This is a genomic window from Pseudomonas sp. PDM32 (assembly GCF_019219225.1).
Taxonomy (GTDB): Bacteria; Pseudomonadota; Gammaproteobacteria; order Pseudomonadales; family Pseudomonadaceae; genus Aquipseudomonas; species Aquipseudomonas laurylsulfatiphila.
This window is the reverse complement of sequence record NZ_JAHUWE010000011.1, coordinates 213,069-233,081: the sequence shown is the minus strand read 5'-3', so window position 1 is coordinate 233,081 and position 20,013 is coordinate 213,069. Positions and strand designations below refer to the sequence as shown.

At 60.5% G+C, this 20,013-nt stretch carries 16 protein-coding genes; 1 reads left to right on the top strand and 15 read right to left on the bottom strand.

Annotation, left to right across the window (positions count from 1 at the left end; all coding sequences use genetic code 11):
• Window positions 1–101: 101 nt before the first annotated feature.
• The 10 genes from KW846_RS21620 to arnB are packed head-to-tail and all read right to left on the bottom strand — an operon-like array spanning window position 102 to window position 11,742.
• Window positions 102–1,301, bottom strand: a complete 1,200-nt coding sequence (locus tag KW846_RS21620; protein ID WP_256356816.1) for an MFS transporter — start codon at window positions 1,299–1,301, stop codon at window positions 102–104.
• A 54-nt stretch (window positions 1,302–1,355) separates the two neighbouring features.
• Complete coding sequence (locus KW846_RS21615; RefSeq protein ID WP_371321769.1) at window positions 1,356–2,939, bottom strand: ArnT family glycosyltransferase; 1,584 nt, start codon at window positions 2,937–2,939, stop codon at window positions 1,356–1,358.
• 5 nt (window positions 2,940–2,944) lie between these two features.
• Window positions 2,945–4,324, bottom strand: coding sequence for a UDP-glucose/GDP-mannose dehydrogenase family protein (locus KW846_RS21610; protein WP_218485089.1), 1,380 nt, complete (start codon window positions 4,322–4,324; stop codon window positions 2,945–2,947).
• On the bottom strand, window positions 4,321–4,722 hold the full coding sequence (gene arnF / locus KW846_RS21605; RefSeq protein WP_218485087.1) for a 4-amino-4-deoxy-L-arabinose-phosphoundecaprenol flippase subunit ArnF: 402 nt from the start codon (window positions 4,720–4,722) through the stop codon (window positions 4,321–4,323). The genes KW846_RS21610 and arnF overlap by 4 nt, the downstream gene beginning before the upstream one ends.
• Window positions 4,719–5,063 carry a 4-amino-4-deoxy-L-arabinose-phosphoundecaprenol flippase subunit ArnE gene (gene arnE / locus KW846_RS21600; protein WP_218485084.1) on the bottom strand — a complete coding sequence of 115 codons (345 nt, stop codon included), beginning with the start codon at window positions 5,061–5,063 and terminating at the stop codon, window positions 4,719–4,721. The genes arnF and arnE overlap by 4 nt, the downstream gene beginning before the upstream one ends.
• The gene (arnT, locus tag KW846_RS21595; RefSeq protein ID WP_218485082.1) at window positions 5,060–6,709 is read right to left on the bottom strand and encodes a lipid IV(A) 4-amino-4-deoxy-L-arabinosyltransferase; all 1,650 of its coding nucleotides are present in this window, start codon (window positions 6,707–6,709) and stop codon (window positions 5,060–5,062) included. Before arnT (KW846_RS21595) ends, arnE begins: the two co-directional genes overlap by 4 nt.
• On the bottom strand, window positions 6,706–7,590 hold the full coding sequence (gene arnD / locus KW846_RS21590) for a 4-deoxy-4-formamido-L-arabinose-phosphoundecaprenol deformylase (RefSeq protein ID WP_218485080.1): 885 nt from the start codon (window positions 7,588–7,590) through the stop codon (window positions 6,706–6,708). The genes arnT (KW846_RS21595) and arnD overlap by 4 nt, the downstream gene beginning before the upstream one ends.
• Window positions 7,590–9,581 carry a bifunctional UDP-4-amino-4-deoxy-L-arabinose formyltransferase/UDP-glucuronic acid oxidase ArnA gene (gene arnA / locus KW846_RS21585; protein WP_218485077.1) on the bottom strand — a complete coding sequence of 664 codons (1,992 nt, stop codon included), beginning with the start codon at window positions 9,579–9,581 and terminating at the stop codon, window positions 7,590–7,592. Before arnA ends, arnD begins: the two co-directional genes overlap by 1 nt.
• Entirely contained in the window at window positions 9,578–10,597 is a 1,020-nt protein-coding gene (arnC, locus tag KW846_RS21580) for an undecaprenyl-phosphate 4-deoxy-4-formamido-L-arabinose transferase (RefSeq protein ID WP_218485075.1), read from the bottom strand. The genes arnA and arnC overlap by 4 nt, the downstream gene beginning before the upstream one ends.
• Window positions 10,594–11,742, bottom strand: coding sequence for a UDP-4-amino-4-deoxy-L-arabinose aminotransferase (gene arnB, locus KW846_RS21575; protein ID WP_218485072.1), 1,149 nt, complete (start codon window positions 11,740–11,742; stop codon window positions 10,594–10,596). Before arnB ends, arnC begins: the two co-directional genes overlap by 4 nt.
• A 391-nt stretch (window positions 11,743–12,133) precedes the next feature.
• Between arnB and xerC the strand changes: the two genes are divergently transcribed.
• Entirely contained in the window at window positions 12,134–13,072 is a 939-nt protein-coding gene (gene xerC / locus KW846_RS21570) for a tyrosine recombinase XerC (protein WP_218485071.1), read from the top strand.
• Between the two features lie 4 nt (window positions 13,073–13,076).
• Here xerC and KW846_RS21565 read toward each other — a convergent pair whose 3' ends face one another.
• The 5 genes from KW846_RS21565 to KW846_RS21545 form a co-directional block, all read right to left on the bottom strand.
• Window positions 13,077–14,147: an ABC transporter ATP-binding protein gene (locus KW846_RS21565; protein WP_218485069.1), complete on the bottom strand. Its 1,071-nt coding sequence runs from the start codon at window positions 14,145–14,147 to the stop codon at window positions 13,077–13,079.
• The gene (locus tag KW846_RS21560) at window positions 14,144–15,742 is read right to left on the bottom strand and encodes an iron ABC transporter permease (protein WP_218485066.1); all 1,599 of its coding nucleotides are present in this window, start codon (window positions 15,740–15,742) and stop codon (window positions 14,144–14,146) included. Before KW846_RS21560 ends, KW846_RS21565 begins: the two co-directional genes overlap by 4 nt.
• A 3-nt stretch (window positions 15,743–15,745) precedes the next feature.
• Window positions 15,746–16,759: an iron ABC transporter substrate-binding protein gene (locus KW846_RS21555; protein WP_218485064.1), complete on the bottom strand. Its 1,014-nt coding sequence runs from the start codon at window positions 16,757–16,759 to the stop codon at window positions 15,746–15,748.
• Window positions 16,760–17,183: 424 nt separating this feature from the next.
• Window positions 17,184–18,905, bottom strand: coding sequence for a lipid IV(A) 4-amino-4-deoxy-L-arabinosyltransferase (gene arnT, locus KW846_RS21550; RefSeq protein ID WP_218485063.1), 1,722 nt, complete (start codon window positions 18,903–18,905; stop codon window positions 17,184–17,186).
• Window positions 18,906–19,078: 173 nt separating this feature from the next.
• Window positions 19,079–19,735 (bottom strand): histidine phosphatase family protein, encoded by a 657-nt coding sequence (locus KW846_RS21545; protein WP_218485060.1) that lies wholly within the window; start codon window positions 19,733–19,735, stop codon window positions 19,079–19,081.
• Window positions 19,736–20,013 lie beyond the last annotated feature (278 nt).

Below are 20,013 nucleotides of genomic sequence, written 5' to 3'. Positions count from 1 at the left end.
GAAGCTGTTCCCACTGTTGGGGGAGGAACAGGCACAGTGTGCCGTTCAATCCAGCTACTGACAAATTCATATTAATGAGCTTTCAGTGCATTAATTTTGCCTTAAGTGGCCCGTCGTCCACTCATGTAGCAGAGCAGGCCGCCTAGCGCTGCGAGTGCACTCAAGGCATAAAACATCGTTGGCGCCGGGCTGTGCATCAGCATGAAGCCGCAAATTACCGGGCTCACCGCGCCGCCTAGCGCAGCAAGGTTTTGCGCGCCGTAGTAACTGCCGCGCAATTCTTCCGGAGCCAGGGTGTCGACAAAGAGAAACTCGGCCGGGTAAATAATGATTTCACCCAGGGTGAAGATGAACATGGCCACGCACCAGCTCACCAGGCTGTCCGCCAGGCTGAAGCCGATCAGGCCGAGGATGAACAGGCCGGTGCCGGCCACAATCCACTGGCGCAATTGTTCACGTTTGAGAAAACGCCCGACCTGGTATTGCAACAGGATCACGGTGATGGCGTTACAGGCGAGCAGGGCGGCCATGATTTCCATGGTGTGCCGGGGATTACTGGTCACCAGCAGGTACTGCGACAGGTAAAAGGTAAATCGCCCGTGCACCACGGTGCTGAGCAGGCAACCGGCGGTGAACAGGATCAGGGTGCGGTCGTTTTTCAGGGTGATCAGGGTTTTCAGAAAACTCTGCGCCTGACCGGCAAGAGGCGCCTTGGCCGGATCCGCGGGAATGCCGGTCATCAGGAAAATACTGAAAAAAGCGATGGCCGCCGCGATCAGGAATGGCGCACTCGCAAAGGCACCGGCAATCAGCACGCCAAGCATCGGCCCGACAGCGTAGCCAATGTTGGTCAGCGTATAGCTCAAGGAAAACGCCTTGGCTCGTTGGCCCACGGGCAGGTTGTCGCTGAGAATGGCTTTCGAACCGATCAGGAACAGCGCGGAGGCGGTTTCGGTGACGATCAGGGTGATCGTGGCCAGGTAGAGGTTTTCGGCAAAGGTCAGCAACACCAGGCCGACCGCGCTGGAGGCCATCGACAGCACAAGCAGTCGGCGTTTTTCGAAACGATCGATGATGTAGCCGCCGTAGAGGGAGAGCAGGGTGGCGACGAACACCGCAATGCCGAGCAGCAGACCAACGTCCTGTTGGTTGAGGCCAAGCTTGTCGCTGACGAACAACGTGAGTAACGGGCTGGTGATGGCGCGGCTGACGACGATGGTCAGCGAGCAGATCAGCAGGCGGCGGATGAGGGGGGAGTAACGGGTCACGGCGTGAATGTCCTTATTCGATCGGGCCGGCATCAGCCAAGGTCAGCGCTACTCTAGCAGTCGGACACCCACTCGTTGCTACGGGATTTACTTGAGGTGCAGCAGCACGAAATCATTCTTGTCGAACCGCCCGCTCAACACGGGTGGCAAGCCACCGATAGCCGTGCCTTGCAGTGCCTTGTAGACGTTCAGGTCCATCATTAGCCAAGCCGGCCCCTTGAGGGCATCAAGTTCCTGGGGGGAATCGGTGAACTCCGGTTGCAGGCCTTGATTGATGTTGACCATGAACTTGATGGCTTTGGCATCTTTGCCCATCGCGTGCATCACCAGGGGGGCGGGTTCTTTTTGCACGAGTTCAAACGCTTCGTGGCTGAAGGTCCGGGTGTCGTAAAGCTGTCGCTGGATGGGCTCGAACTGCAGGATATATAACGACCAGAGTGCCAGGACCGCGCAAAGGGCGAGAACCTGTGCACGCCAGCTGGGGTGCTTCAACGCTGCCACGGCGACTGTTTGCAGCACGCCGAGAATGATGAACAACGAAGTGAGGTGAGCGACGTCTTCGGGGAATCTGCGCTGTACCACCAGCAAGGTCACGATCAGCAGCCCCGGAATCAGCAGCCATAAGCCTTGCATCAATAGGCGCAGCCAACTGAACAACCGACCCTGCACGGCGTAGAACGGGTAAGCCGCAATGATCGCCGCCATGGGCAGCATCGGCAGCAGGTAACGGGCCTTTTTCGCCTGCGGGACGGAAAGGCCGACCATCACGATCAACCCGGCGGCTGCACAGTACAGTGTCAGGCGCAATGCCTGGCCTGACTGTTGTCGACCGGAAGCTGCGACCGCCACCAATGCCAGCACTGCCAACGGCCAGGCCAGTGCGTAGTTGCCCATCGAGCTGGTGAAGTAATACAACACTTCGTTGGAGCCTTCGCTACCGTCCATGCGCCCCATGAACTGCATGCGAATCACGTCCTGCAAGAAGGCCGGGCCGCCGCTGACGTCGGCCAGCCACAGCAACAGACCGACACACACCGCCAACAGTACCGATGCCAGCAATCCGAAGACAAACAGCCGCGGCCATTGGCGATTGACCAGAAAATAGCTGCAGAGCATCCCCGCAGGAATCACCAGGCCGATGGGGCCGCGAATCCAGAAGCCTAGCATCAGCAAGGCAAAGATCAGGCCCCGGCGGCTCGGTGCCGCGAAGTGATCGGCGGCATAATCCAGGTAGAACACGCTGAACGCAACGGCCGCCAGCATCAGGTCGAGGGAAACGGCGCGGGTTTCGGTGATGAAGGTGTTGGTCAACAGCATCAGGGCGATGCTCAGCAGCGCCCAACGCGTGGAGTAGGGTGCCAGCAGGCGGTACATCAAGGTGACGATGACCGCTGCGGCGATGGCGCTCGGCAGCCACGCGGTCAGGCTGGTGACCTGGCCGAGCGGCAGTGAAAGCAGCCAGATGAATACCGTTGAAAGGCCCGAATAGTCTGCGTAGGGCTGGCCGTAGGTCGTCGGAAAAAACGACGGTCCGTTGCGCAGCATTTCCTGGGCGAACAGCACGAAGCGCGAATCGAAGCCGATGGCCGGCTGCTGGTACATCCCGGCGCAGAACAACACCAGCGCCAACAGACCCAGCGCGAGGGACTGTCGGTGGAAGTGGGGGAGCATGACGTTTAAGCGACCACTGATTCGGTCAGCCATTGCTGGTAAGGCATCGGCAACTTGCGCGACTCACCCCGACCGATCGGAAAGTAGGTAAAGCCGATGCGCGCCAGTCGGTCCGCGTCGTACAGGTTACGGCCATCGAAGATCACCGGGGCGTTGAGGCGTTGGCGGATAAACTCGAAGTCCGGTGCCTTGAACTGTTGCCATTCGGTGCAGATGATCAGCGCATCGGCGGCGGACAAGACTGACTCAGGCGTCCCCATGAGCATCATTTTCGACTCATTCGGGTACAGCTTCTGGGTTTCCTGCATGGCTTCCGGATCGAACGCACGGACATTCGCCCCGGCGGCCCACAACGATTCGAGCAATACCCGGCTCGGTGCGTCGCGCATGTCGTCGGTATTGGGTTTGAAGGCCAGGCCCCAGACGGCAAAGGTCTTGCCACGCAGGTCGCCCTTGTAGAACGCGTTGATGCGCTCGAACAGCTTGTGCTTTTGCCGCTCGTTGATGGCTTCCACCGCTTGCAGCAGGTCGCTGGAGCAATGAGCCTCTTCGGCGCTGTGGATCAGGGCGCGCATGTCCTTGGGGAAGCACGAGCCACCGTAGCCGCAACCGGGGTAGATGAAGTGGTAGCCGATACGCGAGTCGGCGCCGATGCCCAGGCGTACCGATTCGATGTCTGCACCCAGGTGTTCGGCCAGTTCGGCGATCTGGTTGATGAAGCTGATCTTGGTCGCCAGCATGCAGTTGGCGGCGTATTTGGTCAGTTCGGCGCTACGCAGGTCCATGAACATGATGCGTTCGTGGTTGCGGTTGAACGGCGAGTACAGGTCACGCATCACCTCACGCACTTCATCGCGTTCGCAGCCAATGACGATACGGTCCGGGCGCCGGCAGTCGGCCACGGCAGAACCTTCTTTCAGGAACTCCGGGTTGGAGACGATATCGAACTGCAATACACGCCCGACGCTGAGCAGGCATTTGTCGATGTGTGCACGCAAGGCGTCGCCGGTCCCGACCGGGACGGTGGATTTCTCCACCAGGATCGCCGGCTGCTCGCGATGACGCGCCACGGCTTCGCCCACCGACATCACGTAGCGCAAGTCCGCCGAGCCGTCTTCCCGAGAGGGAGTACCGACGGCGATGAACAGGACCTGCCCGTGCTGGACGGCGAATTTTTCATCGCAGGTGAACTGCAACCGCTTGGCGTCAAGGCCTTCGCGTACCAGGCTGGCCAGGCCGGGTTCGAAAATGCTCACGTGTCCCTGTTGGAGCAGTTCGACTTTCTTCTCGTCAACGTCCATGCAGACCACGTCGTGGCCGACTTCCGCCAATACCGCTGCCTGCACCAGGCCAACATAACCGCTACCAAACACACTGATTTTCATGGGGCACTCCTTGATTCGGGCGCACGAGCAGGTCGGGAATTGATGGTAATGACGCCGAGGATGACCAATGCCACGCCTAGGCTTTTTGTAAGGCTGAACGCTTCGCTGAACAGCGGCAGGCTGGCGGCCAGCAGGTACACCAGCGCGTAGCTGATGCTCAGCAACGAGTAGGCACGTCCCAGGGGCAGGTCCCGCAGGGCGGCGAGCCAGCACAGCATCGACAAGGCGTAGGCGAGGATGGCCACGAGCACCACGGCAATGGCTGTGAGGTCGATGTGTGCGCTGAGCCACTGTTCCGGCGATGGCAGGTGACTCATGCTCCAGCGCATGCCCAGTTGGGCGGCACTGACCAGCAACACGCTGCCCAGGGCGAAGGTGATGCCGCGGCTGCGGTTCATGCGTGTTGCCCCAACAGAGCCACGCCACCGATCACCAATGCCACACCGATCCAGTGGCGGCGGTCGATGGTTTCGTGGAACACGAAACGCGCAACAAGGGTGATCAGCACGAAGTTCAGGCTCAGCATCGGATAGGCAACCCCGACTTCCAGGCGTTGCAGCACCAGCAGCCATACCAGCAGGCCCAGGCCCAACGCAGCCAGAGCCAGCCACAGCCAGGGCGAACGCAGTTTGTCCATCCACCCGGAAGGTTTGCCGCGCCAGCTTTCCACCGCATATTTCTGGGCGATCTGGCCCAGGCAGGTCAGCAGGCAGGCCATCAGTAGCAATAGCAGGCTCATGGTGCCGCCTGCGGGATAATCAAAATCACCAGATTGCCTTGTTCATAGCGCTTGCCCTCTTTGGGCAACTGTTCGAGTTCACGCAGCTCTTCCTCGCCCTTGACCCGCATCACCACACCGACCGAGCCTTGCTGGCGGGCATCGTGCATCCACTGCTGCACCTGATCCGGGTCGACGCGCTGCTTAAGCGAATCAGGATAGGCAAGGCCATATTTCAATTCGCCTATCGTGTTGAAAAAAGCCACTTGCGGCCGTTTCATCCGCCAGGACAGCGCCGAAGCGGCGCCCAGGTCGTTGCTCAGCAATTTGACGCTTTGGCCGAGCTCCTGGGCGTGATCGAGGATGAACTGGTCAGGTGTTTTATTGGCGACCACGGAATTGGGCAGACCGGCAGGCAACAGGCCGGCGAACAGCAGGCTGCCAAAAGCCGGGGCGGCCCAGCACTGCAATGGGCGGAAAGCTTGCAGCAGGTTGGCCATGATCCAGCCGATCAAACCGATGAACACCAACACCAGGTTGTGCAGTTCATGATCGTAGATCGGCTTTTTCAGTTGCACGTAAACCAGGGCCAGCAGGGTAACCACGCCCACCACCAGGTTCAGCAGGCCGTTGATGCCGAGCACGCGGCCTTGTTCGAGCTTCAACCGGTCAGCCAGCGCATGGCCGAGCAACAAGGCCAGGGGTAACAGGCACGGCAGGATGTAGGCCGGCAGTTTGCCTTTGCTCAGGCTGAAGAAGATCAACGGCATCCACAGCCATAGCAGCAGGAAGCCGATACCGGACTGACGTCGGGTCTGCCAGGCTTGCTTGAGCGCGGGCGGCAACAAGGCAACCCACGGCATGCTGAAAGCCACCAGCAACGGCAGGTAGTACCACCAGGGCGCGTTATGCTGGGCATCTTCCCCGGCAAAACGGCGGATGTGTTCGTGCCAGAAGAAAAACCGCCAGTAGTCGGGCTCCTGGGCGTGCACGGCGAACGCCCACGGCAGGCTGACGGCGATGGCGACCACGACCGCCACCGGGCCGTAGACCAGTAGTTCACGCCAGCGCTTTTGCCAGATCACCCAGGGCAGGGCGACCAACACGGGCAGCAACCAGGCCAGGAAACCCTTGGTCAGGAAACCCATGCCACAGGCCAGGCCCAGCACCGCCCACGCCGCCAACCGTTGACGGCGGCCGACACTGTCCAGCGCAAACCACAAGGCGACCAGGCTGAGGTTGACCCAGAAGGTGAATTGCGGATCGAGGTTGGCGTACCCGGCCTGCCCGGCGATGACCGTAAAGCTCATGTAAAGCAAGGCGCAGGCAAAACTCTTGCGCGGTTCGTTCCACAGGCGGCGGGCGATCAGGTAGCACAGCAGCACGCTCAAGCCGGTGCTCAGGGCCGAAGCGAAGCGCACCCCGAAAAGGTTCTGGCCGAACAGCGCCTGCCCGAGGGCAATCATCCAGTAGCCGGCCGCCGGTTTTTCGAAATAGCGTACGTCCATGAAATGCGGCGATACCCAGTTGCCGCTCAGGAGCATGCCCTGGCTGATCTGGGCGTAGCGGGTTTCGTCGGGAATCCACAAGCCATGACTGCCCATTGGCAGCAGGTACGCCAGCGCCACCATGGCCAACAACAACGGCAAAGCCCAGCGTTTGCTCATTCGCCTTGCACTCCCAGCCAGCCTTCGCGACCTTCGAGCGCACCGCGTACCACGCGGCCGACCGGCAGACTGTCAGGGGCCTGGGGCAACAAGTCGCCCAGGGGTTGAAAACGGATGTCCCGCTGACGCGCATCGCTCAGCAGTTGACGGAAATCGTTGGCCATCAGAATCCCTTCTACCTCGGCATGGATCGTGTAGACGTTGAGTGTTTCCGGAGTGAACCGGTCCAGGATGAACCTGTTGAAGTCCTTGGCGGCGACGCTCGGTCCGACCACCTCGTCGAAGGTCGGCAGGTCCACCGGAATTTGCGGTGCGCCCAGGCAACCATTGGCCAATCGCGGCTGGAACAGACTCTGGCCACGGCAATCGCTGTTGTAGCGAAAGCCGAACCCTTGCTTGGCCTCGATCACACGCTCGTCGGCACGCCAGCCGGCGGAGGCCGAGCAGGTGATCTTTGCCCCGAGAATGTCGCTGAGGGTGTCCACGCCACGGCGTATCTGTTCGACCAGTTGTGCATCGCTCCAACGCCCGGCATTGGCTTGCCAGCCGTGGTGGTCCCAGGCGTGCAGGCCGACTTCATGCCCGGCATCCCGGGCCTGCCGCATCAAGTGCCCCAGGTCGCGGCCGATCGGTTTTCCGGGCCATGCGGTGCCGGCCAGCAGAATGTCCCAGCCATACAGGCCGGCTGCATTGGAACGGAGCATTTTCCAGAGAAACCGTGGACGGATGAGACGCCACAAGTGGCGTCCCATGTTGTCCGGCCCGACACTGAAGAAGAACGTCGCCTTGACCTGTGCTTCATCAAGGATTTCCAGCAACCGGGGCACCCCTTCACGGGTGCCTCGGTAGGTGTCGACATCAATCCGCAGTCCCGCCTGCATCAACGCTTGTCCGCGATTTCGAACATGGCCTCACGCAGGAAGAAGTCCAGCGTGTTGCCGATGGTTTCGCTCATCTCCACGGTCGGCGTCCAGTCCAGCAGGCGCTTGGCGTTGGCGATGCTCGGTTTGCGATGGGACACGTCCTGGTAACCGGTGCCGTAGAACGCCTTGCTCTCGATATCGCGGAAGCCGGCGAACGGAGGGAAGTTGGCGCGCAGCGGGTGAGCTTCGAACTGGCGCAGCAACTCTTCGCCCAGCTGACGGATGCTGGCTTCGTTGTCCGGGTTACCGATGTTGATGATCTGGCCGTTGCAGACATCGTTGTCGTTGTCGATGATCCGTGCCAGGGCTTCCACACCGTCGGCGATGTCGGTGAAGCAGCGTTTTTGCTCGCCACCGTCGAACAGGCGAATCGGCGTGCCTTCCACCAGGTTCAGGATCAGCTGGGTAATGGCGCGGGAGCTGCCGATACGGGCCGAATCCAGGCGGTCCAGACGTGGGCCCATCCAGTTGAATGGACGGAACAGGGTGAAGTTCAGGCCCTTCTGGCCGTAAGCCCAGATGACGCGGTCGAGCAATTGCTTGGAGACCGAGTAGATCCAGCGCTGCTTGTTGATCGGGCCGACCACCAGGTTGGAGCTGTCTTCGTCGAAGTTAGGGTCCTGGCACATGCCATAGACTTCCGAGGTCGACGGGAAGATCACGCGTTTGTTGTACTTGACGCAGTAACGAACCAGTTTCAGGTTCTCCTCGAAGTCCAGTTCGAATACGCGCAACGGGTTGCGGGTGTATTCGATTGGCGTGGCGATGGCCACCAGCGGCAGTACCACGTCGCACTTCTTGATGTGGTATTCGATCCACTCGGAGTGGATGCTGATGTCGCCTTCGACGAAGTGAAAGTTCGGGTGGCTGCGCAGGCGCTCGATGGCGTCCGAACCGATGTCCAGGCCGTAGACTTCGTAGCGGTCGTCACGCAGCAGGCGCTCCGACAAGTGGTTGCCGATGAAGCCGTTGACGCCGAGGATCAGCACGCGGGTGCGACGCGGGGCACGACCGGATTCGGCACCGCGCAGCACGGAACCGTCCACCAGGCCCAGTTCGTTGGCCAGTTGCGGACCGCTCAGGTACAGGCCGTTGTCGTTGCGCTGACCGGCGTTGATGATCAGCGAGTCTTGACCGCAGGCGATGCGCAGAGGATCGACGCTGATCACACGGCCCGGTGCCTGGCCTTCGTTGCCCTTGGCGACTTCGGCGCTCCAGACAATCAGCTTGTGCTCGCCCACCGCGCAGAAGGCGCCCGGGTACGGCTGGGTCACGGCGCGCACCAGGTTGAACAATTCTTCGGCCGGCTTGGCCCAGACCAGTTTGCCGTCAGCCGGCGTGCGACGGCCGAACACCGTAGCCTTGGATTCGTCCTGTGGTGTTTCGCTGACTTTGCCTTGCAGCAGCGCCGGCAAGGTATCGCGCAACAGATCGGCGGCCGCCGTGCGCAGTTTTCCATGCAGGCTCAGCGCCGTGTCGCTGCGCTCGATTGCAACTTTTTGCTGGGCAACGATGGCGCCGGCATCGGCACGCTTGACCATGCGGTGCAGGGTCACGCCGGTTTCGGTTTCGCCGTTGACCAGCACCCAGTTGGCCGGTGCGCGACCACGGTAGCGCGGCAGCAGCGAACCGTGCAGGTTGAACGCGCCGTTGCGCGCCGTGGCCAGCAGCGGCTCGCTCAGCAGGTTGCGGTAGTAGAACGAGAAAATGTAGTCGGGATCGAGCTTGGCGATACGTTCGATCCACAACGGGTGGTTGGCGTCCTCCGGTGCATGCACGGCAATGCCGTGGCGGGCGCACAGCTGCGCGACGGAGCCGTAGAAGGCGTTCTCCTTCGGGTCGTCGGCGTGGGTGAACACCGCAGCGATCTCGAAACCTGAGGAGAGCAGGGATTTGATGCCGGCACAGCCAATATCGTGATAGGCGAAGACAACAGCTTTTGCACTCATGAAGGAACCTGATCTGAAGAAGTGGAAGTAAGGCCGTCGACGGTGACAACGGAAGCAGGGGAGGCGGGCTGGCTGCGCAGCACCTTTTCAATGAAGAAGCGCGGGCGTGCGCGCACATCGCTGTACATGCGGCCCAGGTATTCACCCAACAGACCCATGCCGATGAATTGCCCACCGGTGAAGACGAACAGCACGGCGAACAGGACGAAGGTACCGCCACCGGCCCAACCGGCGCCGAACACCAGGCGCAGCAGGACCAGGGCGATGGCGAACAGCATGCCCAGGGCAGCCATGCCGACGCCGACGATGCTCAGCAGTCGCAGGGGCGTGGTGGTCATGCAGGTGACCAGATCGAACATCAGGTTGATCAGGCGCATCGGGCTGTACTTGGAATCGCCGTGTTCACGCTCGGCGTGGGTCACGGGGATTTCCGTGGTGTGGCGAGCAAAACTGTTGGCCAGGATCGGAATGAAGGTGCTGCGTTCACGGCAGGCGAGCATGGCGTCGACGATGGTGCGGCGGTAGGCACGCAGCATGCAGCCGTAGTCGCTCATGGCCACGCCGGTGGAGCGTTGCACGGCGAGGTTGATCAGCTTCGATGGCCAGCGGCGCAACGCCGAGTCCTGGCGGTTGTTGCGCACCGTCGCGACGACGTCATAACCCAGCTCGGCCTGTTCGATCAGCCGCGGGATTTCTTCGGGCGGGTTTTGCAGGTCGGCATCGAGGGTGATGACGACATCGCCCTTGCACTGTTCGAAACCGGCCATGATCGCCGCGTGCTGGCCATAGTTGCGGTTAAGGATGACGGCCACCACCGGGCTGCCTTCGCGGGACGCGGCGTCTTCCAGGATCTGTGCGGAGTCGTCGCGGCTGCCGTCGTCGACCAGTACGATTTCGTAGGCATGGTGCAACTGCTGGCAGGCTGCTTCGGTGCGACGTAGCAACTCCGGCAGGCTGTCCTGTTCGTTGTAGACCGGAATGACGATCGACACGAAGTTGATTGGGTAAGGTCTCAAAGGCTTCTATCCATGCAGTTTTCAATGGCGCCGACGACGCGTTGGACATCATCGGTGGTCATGTCGGGGAACAACGGGATCGAACACAGCCGTGTCGAATTCCATTCGGTGTTGGGCAGGTGCAGGTTGGGGTAGCGCTGGCGGTAGTAGGTGTGCAAGTGGGTGGCAATGAAGTGAATGCCGGTGCCGATATGCTGCTCCTGCAGGGCTTTCATGAACGCTTCGCGATCCAGCCCGCACTGCTCGGCATCAATACGCAGGATGAACAGATGCCAGGCGTGCTGTTGCGAATAAGCGGGAACGGCCAGCGGTTGCACCGGCAGACCTTCCAGGCACTGCAGGTAGGCCTGGGCCAGTTGAGTGCGCTTGGCGTTGATCTCGCCCAGGCGTTCCAGTTGCACCAGGGCGATGGCTGCGTTGATATCGGCCAGATTGTACTTGAAGCCGGGCTCGACCACTTGGGCCTGGGGCATGCGGCCGTGGGTCAGGCGGTCGTAGGCATCGACCCCCAGCCCGTGAAACTTGAGCATGCGCACCCGGGACGCCAGGGCTTCATCGTCGCTGACGAACATGGCGCCTTCGGCGCAGGTCATGTTCTTGATCGCGTGGAATGAGAAGATGGCTGTGCCTTTGGCGCCGACGTGACGACCTTTGTAGAGCGTGCCTGCGGCGTGGGCGGCGTCTTCGATCACGGTAATGCCGTGCTTGTCGGCCAGGGCATAGAGCGGATCGAGATCGAATGCCGCACCGGCGTAATGCACCGGGATGATGGCTTTGGTGCGCGGCGTGATCGCAGCTTCGATGGTGCTCACATCGGTCATCAACGTGTTGCGGTCAACGTCGACGAACACCGGCGTGGCACCCAGCAGGGTGATCATGTTGGCGGTGGACACCCAGGTCTGCGACGGTGTAATGACTTCATCGCCGGGACCGATACCCAATGCCAGCAGGGTGATGTGCATGCCGCCCGTGGCCGAGGAAAGTGCCACGGCATGTCGGCAACCGACGTAGTTGGCAAAGTGTTCTTCCAGTGCCTGGTTCTTCGGCCCGGTAGTGATCCACCCGGAACGCAATACTTGCTCGACGGCGGCGATTTCCTCGTCACCGATACTGGGACGGGAAAAAGGGAGAAACGCCTGACTCATGGGCACCTCTGGGGCTGTCAACGTAAATAGCCTTTGAGGCTAAAGGGATCCAGAAATCAGCGTAGACGCTAAATCAGAACCTGCATCAAATCAAATAGTTACCGGTCGGCGGTAAAAAACTGCATCGGTTGACTTTTTTCGCCATGGGCGGCAGGTTGGACATCCATTCGGGTTGCGCCGACTTTATAGGAGGTTATGCCCGATTTTGTGAAAGGAACATGAAAAAACGGTTGGGGAATCGTTTTATCTGAAGCCCATTAAGCCGCTGTTCAGACTTCTTCCGTTTATCGTGAATTTTAGGAAAAGTCCTACAGCTGTAGTGCAATTTACATCATCGTTATTTCTCTTCTTAGTTGTTTCATTGAACTGTTTACATTCAAGGCCGTTTCGTTTGATTGACTTACCTGGTACTGATCCACGCACACCTCTCACCAATCCGCTGACCCTGTATCTGGCGCGACTGGCACCCTCCAGCCAGCTGACCATGCGCTATGTGCTGCAGGACGCCGCCGACCGCCTGGGCTTCGAAGACTGCGATATCGAGGAGATACCCTGGCACAACCTGCAGCCCGAAGACGTGATCGCTCTCGTGGCCACATTGCGATCAGACGGCTATGCGCCGAACACGTCTTCACTGTATGTCAACGCGGTGCGCGGAGTGATGAACGAAGCGTGGCGCATGAGCCTGATCTCTCAGGAGCACCTGTTGAAGATGCGCTCGGTGAAGGGCATCGCCGGTACACGGCTGTCCCAGGGACGCAACCTCAGGCGTACGCTGATCCAGGAACTGATGGCGGTCTGCGCCGCCGATCCGCGGCCACAAGGCTTGCGGGACGCCGCGATCATCGGGATTTTGTACGGCTCGGGAATGCGCAAGTCCGAATCGGTGAACCTGGAGCTGAATCAGGTCGACTTCACCCAGCGCAGCTTGCAGGTGACGGCCAAGGGCAACAAGCAGTTGATCAAGTACGCACCGGCCTGGGCCTTCGCCAAACTGCAAGCCTGGCTTGAATTGCGCCGCTCCCTGCTTAAGGACGGCGAGCCGGACGATCCGTTCCTGTTCAACCGCATCCGCCGTGGCAGCCACATCACCCGTGAGCGCATCACCAAACATGCGATCTACTACATCGCCCGGCAACGGGGCGCGCAGGTCGGGGTGAAAATCATGCCCCACGACTTCCGGCGTTCATTCATTACCCGGGTGATCGAAGAGCATGACTTGTCGATTGCGCAGAAACTGGCGCACCACAGCAACATCCAGACCACGGCCAACTACGACGTGCGCGACGACAACGAGCGGCGTCGGGCAGTGGATCGATTCGACTTGTGAACCATTACAGCTCGCTCAACACGTGGGCGTGGCCAATGGTCGAGACCTGAACCGCGCTGCCGGCGGGTGGTGCGTACATGCCGGAACTGCGCACCAGCAGTGATCGCCCAGGTTGCTCGCCGCTGGTCAATGACTGGAGTTCGACCGTCAGCGTGCAAGTGTTGCCGCTGAAATCCCGATCGGTGACCACGGCCCGGCAACCACCGGCTTCCGGGTCGCCGGGGTGGATACTGGCCAATTGCAGTTGTTCGGGGCGCAACATGATCTGCGCCGAGTTGTTGTTGCGGTGGTTGTTGACCGGGATCCGTCCCAGGTCGCAATGAGCCCAACCGGCCTCGATGCGTGCCGGCATCACCACCGCATCCCCCAGGAACAGGGCGGTCTGTTCGTCTTCTGGATAGCGGTAGAGGTCCAGCGGATGCCCTGACTGTACCAGTCGGCCCTGGCGCATCACTGCCAGCTGGTCGGCGAACGACAGGGCTTCACTCTGGTCATGGGTGACCAGAATGGTGGTGACGCCCGCGTCTTCCAGCAGCCGCGCGACCATCTTGCGCATCGCGGCGCGCAATCCGGTATCGAGCGCCGAGAACGGTTCGTCCAGCAGCATCAGCCGTGGCTGTTGTGCCAATGCCCGGGCCAGGGCCACGCGCTGTTGCTGGCCACCGGACAATTCGTGAGGCCAGCGCTCGGCCATCTTCGCGTCCAGCGCCACGCTATCCATCAGTTCGGCGACGCGCTGTTGTCTTTCAGAACCCTTGGTCGACAAGCCGAAGCCGATGTTCGCCGCCACGGTCATGTGCGGAAACAGGGCGCCGTCCTGCGGCACGTAGCCGATCAGGCGTTGATGGGCCGGCACTTCGTGGGTACCGTCGACCAGGGTCTGGCCATTGAGCGAAAGACGTCCGGAATCGGGGAATTCGAAGCCGGCAATCATTCGCAGCAAGGTGGTCTTGCCGGAGCCGGACGGGCCGACGATGACCGTGCGGCTGCCGCTTGGCACCGACAGGCTGACGTTGTCCAGCGCGCAATGGGCGCCATAGGACTTGTAGAGGGCATTGAGTTCAAGAGTGTTCATCGGCCAGCCGTTTTTTTCGATTGGTGATAAAGAAGTCCGGTCAGCGGCAGCGACAGTACGACCATCAATAGGGCGTAGGGCGCCGCGGCAGCGTAATCGATTTCGCTGGTCATGGCCCAGAATCCGGTGGCCAGGGTGCGCGTGCCGTTCGGGGCCAGCAGCAGGGTGGCGGTCAATTCGTTGGTGATCGCCAGGAACACCAGCGCCGCACCGGCGGCGGCTCCGGGAGCGGCCAGGCGCAAGGTGATCAGCCACAGTGCCCGGGCTGGCGAACGGCCAAGGCTGCGGGCAATGTTCTCCAGTTCCACCGGGGCTTGGGCAATGCCGGCGCGCAGGCTGACCAGGGCGCGGGGCAAGAACATCAGCAGGTACGCCAGCAACACGGTGAAGGTGGTCTGGTAAATCGGCCGGGCAAAATGGATCGTGACGGTGACCAGGGCCAACGCCACGATAATTCCGGGCAAGGAACTGGTGATGTAGTTGCAGCTTTCCAGCACGCGTTGCATTCGGCCGGGGTATCGGATCGACAGCCAGGCAATCGGGATCGCCGCTAACGTTGTCAGCGCTGCACCGGCGACGCCGAGCAGCAGGGTTTGCTCCAGAGCAGGCAACAACTCGGCCATGTCCCAGACTTCCACGCCGCCGGCGATCAGCCATTTGCCCAAGGTGATCAAGGGCACGCCCAGGGCCAGAGCACAGGTCACGATTTGCAGCGTCAACGAGAGCAGGGTGGATGCCGGTTTCAGGCACACGACCCGTTGCTCCCGGGCGCTCCCCGAGCCGACGCGAGCGTAACGTGCCGAACCCCGGGCGGCGGACTCGGCCGTCAACATGGCCAGGCAACACAACGCCAGCACGCTGGCCAGCATGTGCGCCGCTGCGCCGTTGAAGGTCGATTTGAACTGGTCGAAGATCGCGGTGGTAAAGGTGTCGAAGCGGATCATGGCGTACAGGCCATATTCGGCCAGCAGGTGCAGACCGACCAGCAACGCGCCGCCGCAGATCGCCAGGCGCAATTGCGGCAATACCACACGGAAAAACACTTTCCAGGGTTTGAGCCCCATGGACTCGGCGACGTCTTCGATGGCCGGGTCGAGCCGGCGCAACGTGGCCGCCACCGGCAAATACAGGAACGGGAAGTAGGCGATGACCGAGACCAGGACGCCGGCAAACAAGCCGTGAATCGGTGGCACCAGGCTGACCCAGGCGTAGCTGTGAACGAACGCAGGCACCGCCAGCGGTGCGGTGGCCAGCAACGACCACCAGCGCCGCCCCGGCAGATTCGTGCGTTCGGTCAGCCATGCCAGTGTCACACCCAGTGCCACGCACAAGGGAATCGTCAGCAGCACCAGCAACACGGTGTTGACCAGCAGTTCACCGACCCGAGGGCGGAACACCAGGGTCACGACGGTTGACCAGCCTGTCTGCAGGGACACGCCAATAACGTAAGCGATCGGCAGCAGTGCCAGTAACGAAACCAGCACCGACAAACCGATCACCCATACACCGCCACGCCCGGCGAATAGTCCGCGGGAGCGTCGACGCAATTGTGCGGGAGTCGCCTCGGCGACTTCCGCAGGCAGGGTTTCAGGCATCAATTAGAGCAGTCCGGCCTGTGTCATCAGCTCTACGGCTTTTTTGCTGTCGAGTTTTGAAGCATCGACAGTCGGCGCATCGAGTTGATTCAGAGGCACAAGTTTAGGGTTGGATTCAGCGCCTTTGCCGACGGCGTATTCAAACGACTTGCCGTTCTTCAGCACAGCCTGGCCGTCCTTGCCGGTAATGTATTTGAGGAACGCCTGGGCTTGTTCCTTGTGTTTGCTGGAAGCGAGGACGCCGCCGCCGGAGATGCTGACAAAAGCGCCCGGGTCCTTGTGCTTGAAGTAGTGCAGGACGGTGTTCTTGCTGTTTTCCCCGGTCTTGGACTGATCCACCAGGCTGTAGTAGTGGTAGATCACGCCGCTTTCGATCTGCCCGGCATTCACTGCCTTGAGTACCGCGCTGTTGCCACGGTAGCTGGTGTAGTTGGTTTTCATCCCCTTGAGCCATTCCAGCGTGGCGGCTTCGCCCTTTTGTTGCAGGATGGCGGCGACGATGGCCTGGAAGTCAGCACCGCCTGGCGACGCGGCCCAGCGGCCTTTCCAGCTTGGGTCGGCCAGGTCCATGATCGATTTCGGCAGGTTGGTTTCCGAGAGTTTGCTCGGGTTGTACACAAACACCGTGGAGCGTGCGGCGATCCCGACCCATTTGCCGTGGGCCGGACGGTAGGCCGGGTCAACCTGCTCCAGCGTGGCTTTATCGACAGGCGCGAACAGCCCGGCGTTGTCGACCAGCACCATGGCCGGGGAGTTTTCGGTCAGGAATACATCGGCCGGAGAGGCCGCGCCTTCCTGCACGATCTGATTGCCCATTTCGGTGTCATCGCCATTGCGCAAGGTGACCGGGATACCGGTTTCCTGGGTAAAGCCCTCGACCCAGGCCTTGGTCAGGCCTTCGTGTTGCGCGTTGTACACCACAAGGCCGACGGAGTCAGCGGCATAGGCCTGGCCAGCGCTCAGCAAAGCGGTGGCCAGCAGGGCTTTTTTCAAGAACGAAGGGATTTTGGGAATCATTCTGCGGGCTGCTCCTGGTGCATTTTTTGAAAGTCATGTGCATTGAAACGCCAGTTAACCAATGCGAATCATTTGCATGTCTGGAATTGCAGGGAATGTAGAGATCCAAATGAGAAAATAACGTCAAAAAAACCGTTAATACATGTAATTTTCATTCAGATTAGCAGCAGTGTGCCCACTGTGGCTCGACTCGTCGATCAAACGATGTCGTCGATCAGAATGTGACGCTGCCCCGACGGCCTTTTTTCACTCCCCTGAAGCCAGTTGCTGCTGGCCCCGCGTGGCGTTCATCGGGGTTGCGAAAGGATAGCTCGGTGATTGCCGGTGTGCCGGGGAACGGGGCCACGCGCTTCAACTCTTCGTCAACGGCCCAACCGGGGGGGCGTAGGGCGCAGGCCTTGTGGTGCTTTTTCTGGCCTGCCTGTCAGGGCTGGATTGGCGGGAAGATCAGGACCTGCAGGTTGCCACGCTGATAACGCGTGCCGTCGGCAGGTAGCGCCTCGACCTCCTGAACCTCATCGACGCTGTTGACCCGCATCACCACTCCGACCGAGCCTTTCTTGCGCGCTTCGGTCATCCATCGCCCGACATCTTGCAGGGTGACCTTGCGTTCGGCGGCAGCGGGATCCTGCAGACCGTATTTCATTTCGCCGACGACGTTGTAGAGCGCTATCTCCGGTCGGCCGGTCAGCCACGACAGGGCCGAGGCTGCCCCCAGGTCGTTGCTCAGCAGCGTGGTGGTCTGGTTCAGGCTGTCCAGGTGTTCGGATATAAACAGGTCGGGCATCTTGCTGTCGACGATCTGGCCCGGCATGGCGGCGGGTAGCAGCGCCACCAGCAGCCAGATGCCGAGGGCCGGCATTGCCCATAACGTCAATGGTCGCAGGATTTGCAGGGCATTGGCGATGATCCAGCCCAGCAGGACGATGAACGCCAGGGACAGGCTGAACATCTCGGTATTTTCGAATATTTCTTTGCTCAGTTGCAGGTACAGCAAGGCCGTCAGGGCCGTCGTGGCAATGACGACGTTGAGCCATCCGTTGAGGCGAATCGTCCGTCCCCGTGCCTGTTGCAGCAGGCGGGTCAGGGCATCCCCCATCAGCAGCGCCAGCGGCAACAGGCACGGCATGATGTAAGTCGGCAATTTGCCGCTGCTCATGCTGAAAATCAGCAATGGCAACAACAACCAGAGCAGGAGAAAACCGCTGACGGGCTGACGCTTGTTGTTCCAGGCCTGGATGAAGGTTGTTGGTAACAACACAGCCCAGGGCAGGACAGAAACGACCAGCATCGGCAGATAGAACCACCACGGACGGGCGTGTTGCGCGTTGTCGGCGGCGAAGCGGCGTACGTGCTCGTTCCAGAAGAAGAAATTCCAGAAATCCGGTTCTTGATGGTGAATGGCCAGTGCCCAGGGCAGGCAGACAGCCGCGGCGACCACAACAGCCAGTGGCCCGTAACGTAACAGCTCGCCAATACGACGCTGCCAGAGCATGTAGGGCAGGGCGATCACCGCCGGCAGCAGCCAGGCCAGAAAGCCCTTGGTCATGAATCCCATGCCGCAGGCGATGCCCAGGACCGTCCAGGCACCCATCCGGGCACGCGTGGTGCGACTGTCGATGGCAAACCACAGCGAGACCAGGCTCAGGTTGACCCACAGGGTGAACTGCGGATCGAGGTTGGCGTACCCGGCCTGACCGGCAATCAGCCCGAAGCTCATGTAAAGCAGCGCGCAAGCAAAGCTTTTGCGCGGATCGCCCCAGAACCGCCGGGCAATCAGCCAGGTCAGCCACACGCTCGACCCGGTGCTCAGCGCTGACGCTATGCGCACCCCGAACAAGTTGTCGCCAAACACTGCCTGACCGATGGCAATCATCCAGTACCCGGCAATCGGCTTCTCGAAATAACGAAGGCCCATGAAGTGCGGCGAGATCCAGTTCCCGCTCTGCAGCATTTCCTGGCTGATCTGGGCATAACGGGTTTCGTCGGGAATCCACAGGCCGTGGCTCATCAGCGGCAGCAAGTAGAACGCTATGAACCCCAGGACCAGGGCGAACAGCATCCAGCGCCCGTTGGCCGGTGTCGTTGGGGCGAGCAGGCGCGAAGATTGGCCGATAAAATCCGGCAGTGGCTGATTTGACGTCATGTCTCGACCTTGGCGCTGAAAAGGCTAATCGAAGAAAGAGATGAAAGTTGCAAGAGGGAAAAGCGGAATGATATTGAACAGCGAGAAGTTAAGTCATGTTTCTCGCCGTTTGTTCAGCTGTTATTCAGTCAACTTTGATGTAACTTGTTGCCAGAGTTTCGCCGAGTGATGATTCAGTTTTTTTCTTGTTGCAGAGTATTCCAATCTTCGGCATTCACAATGCCGAGTACTTGCAATTGCCCCTTGCCATCGATGTGGACAAACAACGAGCTGCCGTACTCGGCGTCCTTCGCCGCATGCTTGAGACCGGTCTGCTGTTCAAAGTCCGCGATGCAACCGCTGTGGGTCACCAGCACCAGGTTGCGATGGACCACCTTGTGCGCCACGACATCGTTACGCAGGGTCGTGCCGCAGGTGGCCAGCCATTCCTGGGTCCGAGGGTCGCTGTTGAACATGTAATGCGCAGTCTGCACGGTGCGTGTAACGGGGCTGGTCAGGATGTCGGTCTGCAACAAACCCAGGTGTGCCAGACCGCGCCCGACAACGGCGGCCGCTTCACTGCCAACACGGGTAATGCCGTCAGCCGGGCCCAGGCAAGGGTTGCTGGAACGGTCGCACCGCTCGGCATGGCGAACCAGCACCGCGATCTCGCCGGCATTCCATTGTTGCAGCAGTTGGGCCCGGGCTTGCGCATCTTCCTCGGCGAGGTTGGTCGGGGATTTCGGCCACAGGACAAAGCCGGTGACCAGCACGGCGATGGTCAGTGCGCTAATGGCCACGACCGATTTGGACAGGCGCGAAGACGGTTTACGCAAGACGGAGTCGACCAAGTTTGTCCACCATTGAAGCGCCAGGGAAAGTGCTGTTGAACAAAACCTTAAACAGCACAAAAAAATTCCACCGAAACCAAGTTCAGCGAATTAACGGGAGCCCAAGTTAAATCTGCGCAGGTGTCGGAACGGTGAACGGAATGTGAAAAAATTGCAGAGGAGGTTGTGGCGGGTAATTAGTCAACTATTGGGAATTGTTATCTTTTGCTCTTGCGTGGGATGGCAGCGCTGAAAAGAGGTTCTTCATGCAATCCCGGTAAACACTAACAACGCAATAC

Coding starts and splice junctions, on each gene's coding strand:
- KW846_RS21620 (WP_256356816.1), bottom strand. CDS start 1,301: ATGCCGGCCCGATCGAATAAGGACATTCACGCCGTGACCCGTTACTCC.
- KW846_RS21615 (WP_371321769.1), bottom strand. CDS start 2,939: ATGCTCCCCCACTTCCACCGACAGTCCCTCGCGCTGGGTCTGTTGGCG.
- KW846_RS21610 (WP_218485089.1), bottom strand. CDS start 4,324: ATGAAAATCAGTGTGTTTGGTAGCGGTTATGTTGGCCTGGTGCAGGCA.
- arnF (WP_218485087.1), bottom strand. CDS start 4,722: ATGAACCGCAGCCGCGGCATCACCTTCGCCCTGGGCAGCGTGTTGCTG.
- arnE (WP_218485084.1), bottom strand. CDS start 5,063: ATGAGCCTGCTATTGCTACTGATGGCCTGCCTGCTGACCTGCCTGGGC.
- arnT (WP_218485082.1), bottom strand. CDS start 6,709: ATGAGCAAACGCTGGGCTTTGCCGTTGTTGTTGGCCATGGTGGCGCTG.
- arnD (WP_218485080.1), bottom strand. CDS start 7,590: ATGCAGGCGGGACTGCGGATTGATGTCGACACCTACCGAGGCACCCGT.
- arnA (WP_218485077.1), bottom strand. CDS start 9,581: ATGAGTGCAAAAGCTGTTGTCTTCGCCTATCACGATATTGGCTGTGCC.
- arnB (WP_218485072.1), bottom strand. CDS start 11,742: ATGAGTCAGGCGTTTCTCCCTTTTTCCCGTCCCAGTATCGGTGACGAG.
- KW846_RS21565 (WP_218485069.1), bottom strand. CDS start 14,147: ATGAACACTCTTGAACTCAATGCCCTCTACAAGTCCTATGGCGCCCAT.
- KW846_RS21560 (WP_218485066.1), bottom strand. CDS start 15,742: ATGCCTGAAACCCTGCCTGCGGAAGTCGCCGAGGCGACTCCCGCACAA.
- KW846_RS21555 (WP_218485064.1), bottom strand. CDS start 16,759: ATGATTCCCAAAATCCCTTCGTTCTTGAAAAAAGCCCTGCTGGCCACC.
- arnT (WP_218485063.1), bottom strand. CDS start 18,905: ATGACGTCAAATCAGCCACTGCCGGATTTTATCGGCCAATCTTCGCGC.